The sequence below is a fragment of the Streptomyces sp. Y309 genome (assembly GCF_056712025.1).
On record NZ_CM160048.1, the window covers coordinates 2,436,501 to 2,448,309 of the forward strand.

The 11,809-nt window shown below is 69.9% G+C and carries 9 protein-coding genes; 1 reads left to right on the forward strand and 8 read right to left on the reverse strand.

Translation table 11 applies throughout. The features are described from left to right. From AC0KTA_RS09015 to AC0KTA_RS09035, 5 genes are all read right to left on the reverse strand, one after another. Positions 1–1,593, reverse strand: coding sequence for a solute symporter family protein (locus AC0KTA_RS09015; RefSeq protein WP_481054598.1), 1,593 nt, complete (start codon positions 1,591–1,593; stop codon positions 1–3). Next, positions 1,590–2,132, reverse strand: a complete 543-nt coding sequence (locus AC0KTA_RS09020) for a DUF485 domain-containing protein (protein ID WP_481054599.1) — start codon at positions 2,130–2,132, stop codon at positions 1,590–1,592. Before AC0KTA_RS09020 ends, AC0KTA_RS09015 begins: the two co-directional genes overlap by 4 nt. A 112-nt stretch (positions 2,133–2,244) precedes the next feature. Beyond that, the gene (locus tag AC0KTA_RS09025; RefSeq protein WP_481054600.1) at positions 2,245–2,946 is read right to left on the reverse strand and encodes a response regulator transcription factor; all 702 of its coding nucleotides are present in this window, start codon (positions 2,944–2,946) and stop codon (positions 2,245–2,247) included. After that, positions 2,943–4,091 carry a sensor histidine kinase gene (locus tag AC0KTA_RS09030; protein WP_481056359.1) on the reverse strand — a complete coding sequence of 383 codons (1,149 nt, stop codon included), beginning with the start codon at positions 4,089–4,091 and terminating at the stop codon, positions 2,943–2,945. Before AC0KTA_RS09030 ends, AC0KTA_RS09025 begins: the two co-directional genes overlap by 4 nt. A gap of 747 nt (positions 4,092–4,838) precedes the next feature. Beyond that, a complete protein-coding gene (locus AC0KTA_RS09035; RefSeq protein WP_481054601.1) occupies positions 4,839–6,962 on the reverse strand; it encodes a DNA gyrase/topoisomerase IV subunit B in 2,124 nt (707 codons plus the stop codon). Positions 6,963–7,403: 441 nt separating this feature from the next. Between AC0KTA_RS09035 and AC0KTA_RS09040 the strand changes: the two genes are divergently transcribed. Next, positions 7,404–7,631 carry a DUF7455 domain-containing protein gene (locus AC0KTA_RS09040; RefSeq protein ID WP_481054602.1) on the forward strand — a complete coding sequence of 76 codons (228 nt, stop codon included), beginning with the start codon at positions 7,404–7,406 and terminating at the stop codon, positions 7,629–7,631. Between the two features lie 107 nt (positions 7,632–7,738). On the opposite strand, the gene AC0KTA_RS09045 is transcribed toward AC0KTA_RS09040, so the two are convergent. From AC0KTA_RS09045 to AC0KTA_RS09055, 3 genes are all read right to left on the reverse strand, one after another. Continuing rightward, a complete protein-coding gene (locus AC0KTA_RS09045) occupies positions 7,739–8,569 on the reverse strand; it encodes a S1 family serine peptidase (protein ID WP_481054603.1) in 831 nt (276 codons plus the stop codon). Between the two features lie 164 nt (positions 8,570–8,733). Continuing rightward, on the reverse strand, positions 8,734–10,287 hold the full coding sequence (locus AC0KTA_RS09050) for an RNA polymerase sigma factor (protein ID WP_481054604.1): 1,554 nt from the start codon (positions 10,285–10,287) through the stop codon (positions 8,734–8,736). Between the two features lie 521 nt (positions 10,288–10,808). After that, positions 10,809–11,699 carry a FadR/GntR family transcriptional regulator gene (locus AC0KTA_RS09055; RefSeq protein ID WP_481054605.1) on the reverse strand — a complete coding sequence of 297 codons (891 nt, stop codon included), beginning with the start codon at positions 11,697–11,699 and terminating at the stop codon, positions 10,809–10,811. Positions 11,700–11,809 lie beyond the last annotated feature (110 nt).

Here is an 11,809-nt window from a genome sequence, read left to right on the forward strand (position 1 = left end):
CTACGCCGCGCCCGCTCCGGTGAGCGACCGCACCTCTGTCTCCGCGTGCTTGGCCTCGTCCGCGCTGTCCGGTGAGGTGACCGTGCCCAGCCATCCGGCGAGGAAGCCCAGCGGGATCGAGACGAGCCCGGGGTTCTCCAGCGGGAAGTACTGGAAGTCCACGCCGGGGAAGAGCGCGCCCGCGCTGCCGGAGACCACGGGCGACAGCGCCACGAGCACCAGCGCGGGCAGCAGCCCGCCGTACACCGACCAGACGGCGCCGCGGGTGGTGAACCGCCGCCAGAACAGGGAGTAGAGCAGCACCGGAAGGTTGGCGGACGCGGCGACCGCGAAGGCGAGGCCCACCAGGAACGCGACGTTGAGGTCCCGGGCGACCAGGCCGAGCCCGATCGCGACCACGCCGATTCCCGCCGCCGCGACCCGCGCCACGGCGACCTCGCTGCGCTGCTTCGCGTGCTTGCGCCGCAGCGTGGCATAGAGGTCGTGGGCCACGGACGCGGAGGACGCGAGCGTGATCCCGGCGACCACGGCGAGGATCGTGGCGAACGCGACGGCGGCCACGACGGCGAAGAGAACCGTTCCGCCAGTGGAATCCGCGCCGCCGCCCAGATCGAGCGCGAGCAGCGGAACCGCCGTGTTCCCCGCGGCGTTCGAGCCACGGACCGCGTCGGTCCCGACGACGGCTGCCGCACCGAAGCCGAGCACGATCGTCATCAGGTAGAAGCTGCCGATGAGGCCGATGGACCAGACGACCGAGCGGCGGGCGGCACGTGCGGTGGGCACGGTGTAGAAGCGCGACAGGATGTGCGGCAGTCCGGCCGTGCCGAGCACCAGCGCGAGGCCGAGGCTGATGAAGTCGAACCGCGCGGTCCAGTCCCCGCCGTACTTCAGCCCGGGCGCCAGGAACTGTCCGCCGTGCCCGCTGCGGTCGGCAGCCGTGCGCAGCAGCTGGTCGAAGTCGCCGTGGAATCGCAGCAGCACCAGGACCGTCAGCGCGATGGCCCCGCCCATCAGCAGGACCGCCTTGACGATCTGGATCCACGTGGTGGCCCGCATCCCTCCCAACGACACATAGATGACCATGAGCGCGCCGACGCCGATCACCGTCCACGCCTGCGCCGCCTCGCTCGTCCCGCCCAGCAGCAACGCGACGAGTGAGCCCGCCCCCACCATCTGCGCCACCAGATAGAGAACGGACACGGTCACCGAGGAAGTTCCCGCGGCGATCCGCACCGGGCGCTCACGCATCCGTGCCGCGACCACGTCGGCGAGCGTGAACCGGCCGCAGTTGCGCACCAGTTCGGCCACCAGGAACAGCACGACGAGCCACGCCACGAGGAAGCCCACCGAGTAGAGCAGGCCGTCGTAGCCGTAGAGCGCGATCAGCCCGGCGATGCCGAGGAACGAGGCGGCCGACATGTAGTCGCCCGCGATGGCAAAACCATTCTCCATGGGCGAGAACAGCCGCCCGCCCGCGTAGAACTCCTCCGCCGAACCGTGCCGGTGGCGGCTCACATACGTCGTGATCGCGAGCGTGACCGCCACGAACACGCCGAACAGGACCAGCGCCAGGGTCTGGTGGTCCCCCGTCACCGCTCGGCCCCCTGCTTCAGCTCCCGTTCCCGCTGGTTGAGCTCCTGTTCCCGCTTCTGCTGTTCCCGCTTCTGCTCGAAGACCGCCCACCGCAGATCGAGCGCCGCCCGATCCCGCCGCAACCGGGCGTGCCGCGCATACGCCCAGGTCAGCAGAAACGTTGTGGCGAACTGGGCGAGCCCCGCGACCATTGCGACATTCACCGCTCCGCTGACCGGACGTGCCATCAGCCCGGGCGCCGCCGTCGCAGTCACGACGTACGCGACGTACCAGGTGAAGAAGGCGGCAGCCCCAGGGAGCACGAACCTTCGGTACCTGCGGCGCACTTCCTGGAAGGCGGCGCTCGCCTGCACTTCCAGATAGATGTCGGCCGCGCTCGCGGTCCGCTCCGGCGCGGTGGCCGGCGCGGGGACGGCGGGCGTCGTCGGTGTGCCCGTGCCGTCCAGCTCGCCCCATCCGGAGGCCAGCTCGTCGTACCACGGATCCTTCAGATCACGGGTCCGGATCTGCCCGGCATCGCGGCCGTCGTGCTTCTCCACCGAACTCTCCTTGTCCGCGGCCTCATCCGGCCGCGTGCCCAAGGATGGGCAGATCGGGAAGATCCCTGACTCGCCTCTCCCCGCTCTTCACCCCATCAGGTGAAGGACGCCGTCACCCGCGCTTTCTCCCCGGCGGCTGCGCGAGACCGTGCCGGTAGGCGTAACGCACCGCCTGCGCGCGGTCCTTGAGGCCCGCCTTGGCGAAGAGGTTGTTGATGTGGGTCTTCACCGTGGCGGTGGAGACATGCAGCGCCCGCGCGATCTCCTGGTTCGTCATCCCCTCCGCGATCAGGCTCACCACCTCCGTCTCCCGCACGGTCAGCCCGTCGGGCGGCTCCGCCGTGCACGCGGCCGGTTCCGGCTCCGACAGCCGCTCGAGCAGGCGCCGTTGGATCTTCGGCGAGAGTCCCGCCTCCCCCGAGAGCACGTCCTGGACGGCTCGCACGATCTCGTCGCCGCCGGCGTCCTTGGTGAGGTACCCCCGCGCCCCCGCCCTCAGCGCGGGAAACAGCGACTCGTCGTCGGCGTACGTCGTGAGCACCACGACCTGCGTGCCGGGATACTCCGCGCGAATGCGTCGCGTGGCCTCCGCCCCGTCGCAGCGCGGCATCCGCAGGTCCATCAGGACCACATCCGGCGCGAGTTCGGCGACGAGCCGCACCGCCTCCTCGCCGTCACCCCCGGAACCGACGACCTCGATGCCCGGCAGCAGCCCCAGGAGCATCACGATCCCCTCACGCACCACGGTCTGATCGTCGATCACGACCACGCGCGCGGGCGCCCTGCCGCTGTGATGCCCGTCGTCCACCGTCATCCCGGCACCTTCAGCCGCACCACGAAGCCTTCCTCCTCCGGTCCCGCGTCCAGCGAGCCGCCCAGCAGTTCGGCGCGCTCCCGCATCCCCAGCAGACCGTACCCGGCTCCGGAGGCGGCGAGTTCGCCCGCCGCCCCGCCCGAGTCCCGCACGTCCAGCGTCACTTCCCCCTCCCCGTACTCGAAGAACACCGTCACCTTGGCCCCCCGCGCGTGCTTGCGCACATTCGTCAGCGCCTCCTGTGCCACTCTGCGCACCGCCTGGGACGCCTCCGCGCTCAGTGCCCTCCGCTCCCCCGCGACGGCGACCGAGGCTCCGTCCGACGCGACCAGCTCCCGCAGGAAGTCCTCGACCGGCGTCATCTCCCCGCGCAGCGCGGACAGTGCCTGCCGAGTCTCGGCCAGCCCTTCCGAGGCCATGGACCGTGCCGCCACCACCCGTCCGAGGATCTGCTCACGGTCGCCGCCGCCCTCGATCAGCAGCCGGGCCGCCTCGAGGTGGACGAGCTGAGCGGACAGGCTGTGCGCCAGCACGTCGTGGATCTCCCGGGCGATCCGGGCCCGCTCGTCCAGCGCGGCCGACTCGGCCTCGGCGGCCCGTGCCGCACGCTCCTGCGTGAGCAGTCGCTGAGCGTTGCCCCGGGCTTCCGCGTCCAGCCGCAGCACGTACCCGGCGAGGGCGAGCCCGCCGGTGACGGCCGCTGTCGTCGGCCAGGGATCCTCGTTCACCAGGGCGAAGGCCATGAGTGCCGTCGTGGCGGCGATCACAGCCGCGACCATGGGCAGCCGCTCCAGCGCCATGATGGCACCGGCACACCAGAGCACTGCGGCGGGCAGGTCGAACCCGGTCCCATGGGCCACGAAACCCACTACCAGGACGAGAGCCAACGACGCCAGCGACGGCCATAGCCGCTGCTCCAGCGTCACCCGGAAGTATGCCGCGAGAGCTGCCGCACAGATGACGATCAGGACCAGCCCCAGAGCGACCCCCCAGCCCGGGAGCCCTCCTCGGAAGAGGGTGCTCCAGAGCAGCAGGCCGATGAACACCGCCCGCACGAGCCAGCTCAGCAGCCGCCGGGGGCGCGTCATCTTCTCGCTCGCCAGGGCCTCCCGCGAGGGCCAGCGCAGCCAGGTGTCACACGTCACGCAGGCCCCTTTCCGGTCGGCCCGGGCCGTCGCGGGCACCTCGTCACCGTATGCCGCCCGCGAGTGCCGGCGCCGGGCGCAGAGTCTGGGCGCGCAGCTCCAGGAGGCCCGCGCGGACCAGCAGTGACGCCGCGAGGGCGAGCAGCAGCGCTCCGGTGCCCTGGTGGATGCGATGAGCAGGCCTATGCCCATGAGCTCGAGCCGGGCGGCTATGCCCAGGCCCCACACGGCCGCGGTGGCTTTGGTGCCGCGGGTCCACACCGAGCCGTCCTGCTCGGTCCAGACGCGACTGGTCCGGGCCCAGGCGGCGCCCATCAGGAGCCCCACGAGGACCTCGCAGGCGAGCAGCGCGATCGAACCGATCTCGTGGTGGCTGTCGACGAGGCCGGAGTCTCTCAGAGCGACATACGCAAGCACCGCCGGCACCAGCCACCAGCGCTTGGAACCCGTCATGCGCTGGGGCCGCGTCTGGCGCACGACGACAAGAGCGACTGCGGCGAGGATCAGCAACGCGTTGGCGAACCCGGGCATCACAGCCTCCGATGGCGTGCGCGGACGACGAAGTACGACGCCTTCGACGCTACGGAACCGGCCTGGTCAGAGGATCGGAGCAGGGGTGGATCACGGGTGGACCGAGTGTCTCCACCCGCAGGTGGAGTCGGCCCACGGCGTGCCGTTCGCGGGCATCCGGACGGCCCCTGCGACGACTCGTGCAGGGGCCGGTCCCTCACTCGCTCGGCAGCGGCCTCACGCGTCGATGCGCGAGCGGTCCAGCGTCGCCGCCGAGCTCGTGATGAACTCCTTGCGCGGCGCGACCTCGTTGCCCATCAGCAGATCGAAGACCTGCTCCGCGGATTCGAGGTCGGAGATGTTGATCCGGCGCAGGGTGCGATAGCGCGGGTCCATCGTCGTCTCGGCCAGCTGGTCGGCGTCCATCTCGCCCAGGCCCTTGTACCGCTGGATCGAGTCCTTGTAGCGCACGCCCTTGCGTTCGAACTCGAGCAGGGTGTCGCGCAGTTCGCGGTCCGAGTACGTGTAGATGTACTTCTCCTGGCCCTTCTTGGGCTGGATCAGTTCGATTCGGTGCAGCGGCGGCACGGCGGCGAACACGCGGCCCGCCTCGACCATGGGCCGCATGTAGCGCTGGAACAGCGTCAGCAGCAGGATGCGGATGTGCGCGCCGTCGACATCTGCGTCGACCAGCAGAATGATCTTGCCGTAGCGTGCCGCGTCGATGTCGAAGGTCCGGCCGGACCCGGCTCCTATGACCTGGATGATCGCGCCGCACTCGGCGTTCTTGAGCATGTCCGAGACCGAGGCCTTCTGGACGTTGAGGATCTTGCCGCGGATCGGCAGGAGCGCCTGGAACTCGGAGTTCCTGGCGAGCTTGGCGGTGCCGAGCGCGGAGTCTCCCTCGACGATGAAGAGCTCGCTGCGGTCCACGTCGTCGCTGCGGCAGTCGGCGAGCTTCGCCGGCAGCGAGGAGGACTCCAGCGCGGTCTTGCGGCGCTGGGCGTCCTTGTGCTGGCGGGCGGCGATGCGCGTGCGGGCCGCGGCGACGACCTTCTCCATGACGGCGCGGGCCTGTGCCTTGGCGTCCCGCTTGGTGGAGGTCAGGAACGCCTTGAGCTCCTTGGCGATGACGTTGGCGACGATGCGGTTCGCCGCCGACGTACCGAGCACTTCCTTGGTCTGGCCCTCGAACTGCGGCTCCGCGAGGCGCACGGTGACGACGGCCGTCAGGCCCTCCAGGGCGTCGTCCTTGACGACGTCGTCCTCGGCGACGCGGAGGACCTTCTGCGCGCGCAGCGCCTCGTTCATCGTCTTCGTGAGCGACCGCTCGAAGCCGGCCACGTGCGTGCCGCCCTTGGGGGTGGCGATGATGTTGACGAAGGACCTGACCGCCGTGTCGTACCCCGTGCCCCAGCGCAGCGCGACGTCGACGCCGAGCTCACGCGTGACCTCGGTGGGCGTCATCTGGCCGTGCTCGTCGAGGACCGGCACCGTCTCCTTGAAGCTGCCCTGGCCGGAGAAGCGGAGGACGTCGCAGACGGCCTTGTCCTGCGCGAGATACTCGCAGAATTCGCTGATGCCGCCGTCGAAGCGGAAGGATTCCTCGCCCTTCGTGCCGCCCTCGCCGAGGCCGAACTCGTCGCGCACGACGATGGTCAGTCCGGGCACGAGGAAGGCGGTCTGGCGGGCGCGCTGGTGCAGGTTCTCCAGGCTGAGCTTGGCGTCCTTGAGGAAGATCTGGCGGTCGGCCCAGTACCGCACGCGGGTGCCGCTGCGGCTCTTGGGGATCTTCTTGACCTTGCTCAGCCGTGCCGCAGGGTCGAACGGCGCGTCCGGCCCGGTCTTCGCGAAGGCTCCGGGGACGCCACGGCGGAAGCTGATGGCGTGCGTGTGCCCGGCGCGGTCCACCTCGACGTCCAGGCGGGCCGACAGGGCGTTCACCACCGAGGCGCCCACGCCGTGGAGGCCGCCGGAGGCGGCGTACGAGCCGCCGCCGAACTTGCCGCCCGCGTGCAGCTTGGTCATGACGACCTCGACTCCGGAGAGCCCGGTCTTCGGCTCGACGTCGACCGGGATGCCCCGGCCGTTGTCACGGACCTCTACGGAGGCGTCGTCGTGGAGGATGACCTCGATGTGGTCGCAGTACCCGCCCAGGGCCTCATCGACGGAGTTGTCGATGATCTCCCAGAGGCAGTGCATCAGGCCACGGCTGTCCGTCGACCCGATGTACATGCCCGGACGCTTGCGGACGGCCTCGAGTCCCTCCAGGACGAGCAGGTGCCGCGCGGTGTAGTTGGAACCGTCACGGTCTGCTCCGGTCAGCAACGCTGTGGACGGCACGGACGTCTCGGCGGTCACGCGGTTCGCTCCTCGCTGAATTTCAAGGGTGGCCCTTTGGGGTAAGGACCTGGCTTCTGCTGCCCGTCAGAGGGTACCGAGGCCTGGTAGAGCCGTTGTCACGCCACCCTCGTCTCGGCCCAGACTAAACCAGAAACGTACGCGTGTTCGATCCCTCGATGGAGTGAAGCACACGTCACGTTCCCTTCCAGGCATGAACCATTTAGGCTCCGGGCACGTCCTCATGAACAACCGGCAAGCCAGCCGGCGAGGACCTGACCTGACAGACAGCGCGAAACCGTACGACACGTAAGAGACGCAATACGGCACATTCGCCGCCAACCGGCAGCAGACAGCCACCCCGAAAGAAAAATTCGAGGAAAAGCCACGAGCGGGAACGTTTTCGGCCTGGTTGGATGTTGACCCTGGTACGACAGCTCGTCGAGCTAGAGAAGAGGCGACGTGACTACTGTTCTGACCCCCGCGAGCCCCCTGACGGCCGCTGACCGCTGCGACCGCTGCGGCGCCCAGGCGTACCTTCGTGTCGTCCTGTTGAGCGGCGGTGAACTGCTCTTCTGCGCCCACCACGGTCGCAAGTTCGAGCCGGAACTCAAGAAGATCGCCGCTGAGATACAGGATGAGACGGAGCGCCTGACCGCCGCGCCGGCGAGCGCATCCGAAGAGGACTGAAGCCTCACACCACGACGAGCGAGCGCCGGACCACCAGACCGGCGACCGGGCGGCTGCCCCTGCACCCCAGGGACAGCCGCCCGCTCTCGTTCGCACCGTCCGGTCGCTCAGGCGTGCCGGTTCTTCCCCCGCACGACGTCCGAGACCCGTGTGTACACCCCAGGGCTGCCCGCTCGGCCGCAGCCGTCTCCCCACGACACCAGGCCGATGAGCCGCCCCCGGGCGACCAGCGGGCCTCCACTGTCGCCCTGGCAGGCGTCCCTGCCACCCTTCAGTTCGCCCGCGCACACCATGGAAGCGGGCGTGTACGTCCCGTCGGCACTGCCCGGGTACGCCTCCTCGCACACCTTGTCCGCCAGCACCGTCACATCCGCGGCGTGCAGCGTCCGCGCGTAGTCACCGCGTCCGGTGGTGTCGCCCCAGCCGTACACGGCGGCGCCCGTGCCGGGCTCGTACGCCGCGTCACCGGCGCCCGCCGGCTGGATCGTGTAGGCCTCCGGCAGGGGCTCCGACAGCGTCAGCACCGCGTAGTCGCCGGCGTTGGTGTGGGCGTCGTACTTCGGATTGACCCGTACGCGACGTACGGAGATCTCTCTGCCCGCGTTCGTGGCCAGGTCCTCTCGGCCGGCGATGACCTTCAGGTCCCGCACCCGGCCGAGCGGCACGCCGAGGACTTCCTCGCGCATGCAGTGCGCGGCGGTCAGGACCGTCGAGCGGGCGATCACGACGCCGCCGCAGAACTGGCCGGACCGCGTACCCCCGAACCGGTCACGGCTGGCGAGAGCCACCGCCCACGGACTGTCGGCCACCCGCACCGGCCTGCCTCCGATGACGACGCTGTCGGCCGCCGCGGGGGCCGGAGAGGCCAGGGGCAGCACCGCTGCCGCGGCCCCCAGGACCAGCGCGTGCGCCAGCGTTCGGACGATGGGAGGACGCATGCGATCTCCTCACTCTGGGTTGCAATCGCACACCCAGAGTCAATCACCGCCCCGCACCCCGCACGCGCGCCACGCGGGCAGAGAGAAGGCCCGGAGCCTCCTGTACGGGGCTCCGGGCCTTTCTGTGGTGCTCTGTCGACGGATGCCGGGGATCCGGCTCCGGCTCAGTCCAGGTAGTCGCGCAGGACCTGCGAGCGCGACGGGTGCCGCAGCTTCGACATCGTCTTCGACTCGATCTGACGGATGCGCTCTCGCGTCACTCCATAGACCTTGCCGATCTCGTCGAGGGTCTTCGGCTGACCGTCGGTGAGACCGAACCGCATGGAGACGACGCCCGCCTCGCGCTCGGACAGGGTGTCGAGCACGGAGTGGAGCTGCTCCTGGAGCAGCGTGAAGCTGACCGCGTCGGCCGGGACGACGGCTTCGGAGTCCTCGATGAGGTCACCGAACTCGCTGTCGCCGTCCTCGCCCAGCGGCGTGTGCAGGGAGATGGGCTCGCGACCGTACTTCTGGACCTCGATGACCTTCTCCGGGGTCATGTCGAGTTCCTTGGCCAGCTCCTCCGGGGTGGGCTCGCGGCCCAGGTCCTGGAGCATCTGGCGCTGCACGCGCGCGAGCTTGTTGATGACCTCGACCATGTGCACCGGGATGCGGATGGTGCGGGCCTGGTCGGCCATGGCGCGGGTGATGGCCTGACGGATCCACCAGGTGGCGTACGTGGAGAACTTGTAGCCCTTGGTGTAGTCGAACTTCTCGACCGCGCGGATCAGACCGAGGTTGCCTTCCTGGATGAGGTCCAGGAAGAGCATGCCGCGGCCGGTGTAGCGCTTGGCCAGGGAGACCACCAGGCGGAGGTTGGCCTCCAGGAGGTGGTTCTTGGCGCGGCGGCCGTCCTCGGCGATGATCTCCAGCTCGCGCTTGAGCTTCGGCGCGAGCTTGTCGGCGTTGGCCAGCTTGTCCTCGGCGAACAGGCCCGCCTCGATGCGCTTGGCGAGCTCGACCTCCTGCTCGGCGTTGAGCAGGGGGACCTTGCCGATCTGCTTCAGGTAGTCCTTGACCGGGTCGGCGGTGGCGCCGGCGGCGGCGACCTGCTGTGCGGGCGCGTCGTCCTCGTCCTCGTCGGAGAGCACGAAGCCCTGCGCGCCCTCCTCCGCGGGCTCGCCCTCGCCGGGCTTGCCGGCTGCGGGGGTCTCCTCGGTGACCTCCTCGTCCAGGAGCTCACCGGCTTCCTTCTTGGAGGCGGTCTTCTTGGCCGTCGTCTTCTTGGCGGCGGTCTTCTTCGCGACGGCCTTCTTGGCCGTCGTCTTCTTGGCAGCGGTCTTCTTGGCGGCCGTGCCGTCCTCGGCGACGGCTTCGGCGGCGACCGGTGTCTCGGGCGCGGCCGCGGCGGTGGCCGGCTTCGCCGTGGCGGTCTTGGCCGCGACCGTCTTGGTCGCGGTGCGCTTGGCCGGGCTCTTCGCTGCGACGCTCTTGCGGGGGCGCTTCGGCTCCGCGGCACTGACCATCAGCGTCACACCCTCTTCCTCGAGGATCTGGTTGAGGCTGCGCAGAACGTTCTTCCACTGAGTGGCCGGGATCTGGTCAGCTTCGAAGGCACGACGAACGTCGTCGCCGGCGATCTGCCCATCAGCCTTTCCCCGCTCGATGAGCGCCATGACAGAGACGGATTCGGCGATCTCCGGCGGGAGCGTACGGGATGTGCTGGCCGACACGAACAACCTCTCGGAACGTTGGAAAACGGCTTCCGGCCCCGTCCACTGTGGACCGGAGCCGACGACCGACGGCTGGGGATTGTGCCGACGGCGCGGGCGGGACCGTGGAGCTCGCACAGCGCCGTGAACGACGGCTGTATTCCCTCCTCGGCTATCACCTCTTAGGTCATCGCGCTGTCCGTAGGAGCGTTACGCCCAATCTACGTGGCCCGAGTCACACCCCGTAAGCGCTCAAAAGCAGCTAGATACGGTCAGAAGCCACGAGAGTTCCATCATCAACCAGTCGGATGTACACGTCGGCGTGCGTCAGCATGCGGCGGCGTACGCGATGTCGCCACCGGAGCATCGTCCTCCGCGTACGCCGTCACCGGAACCCCCGCGTCCGTGTCGCCGGACCCGCCCTGCCCCCGAGGGGGCGCGGGAGTCCGGCGACACGGCCGGGCGTCAATGGATGTCGAAGCGGCGGTCGGAGCAGCGAAACGATGCTGCGCGGCGTGCACGGGCTGCCGTGCTGACGCGGGAGGCGGTCAGTGCTCGCGGGGGGCGGGCACGACGCGCTCCACCTCCGGGTGGACGGTGAGGAGCTGGCGCATGGCCGCCTCGGCGCCCGCCCCGTCGCCCGCGGCGAGGGCGTCGAGGATCCGGGAGTGGTGCACGAGGGAGGCCTCCGTCGGGCGGTCACAGCCGGCGACGGGGCCCCCGGAGACCTGGAGCGCGGCCGAGACGATGCCGGACAGGTGCTCCAGCATGCGGTTGCCGGCGACCTGGATGAGCAGCGAGTGGAACTCGGCGTCCGCGCGGGAGAAGGTGATCGAGTCGCCCTGGGCCAGCGCGTGGCCCATGATCTCGACCATGTCGGAGAGCCGCTGCTGGACCTCCTCGCGGCCGTGCCCCGCGGCGAGGCGGGCGGCCAGCGGCTCGATCGTCCAGCGCAGCTCGCTGAGTTCGCGCCGCTGGTCGTCGCGCTGCGGGCCGAACGCCCGCCATTCGATGATGTCCGGGTCGAGCAGGTTCCAGTCGCTGACGGGGCGCACCCGCGTGCCGACGTTGGGGCGGGCGCTGACGAGGCCTTTGGCCTCCAGCACACGCAGCGATTCGCGGACGACGGTGCGGGAGACCTCGAACCGCTGGCCGATCTCCTCCGGGACGAGGGGGCGGTCGGCCCCCAGGTCACCGGAGACGATCATCTGGCCCAGCTGCTGGACGAGTTGGCCGTGGAGTCCGCGGCCGCGGCTGCCGGCGGCTCGCCGGCCCACGCGGCCCAGGTCCTGGTCGGCACCGTCCCACGCGGGCGAGGCCACACGGTCGGTACCGGGTGCCTCCGCGTAGGGGTAGCGGTCGAGTTCGCCCGCCGGACCGGCGAGGCCGGAGTCTGCGGAGCGGGCGGCGGTCATCATGGTGTGCGCAAGGGTACTCACGGATCAGTTGTCGGCGTGGCTCCCAAGTCCCTTGAGGTCTTTGGTGAAAAGCACACGAAAGGGTGATCGCTTACCTCGCTCCACTTGACGCGTTATCGGAAAGAAATGGC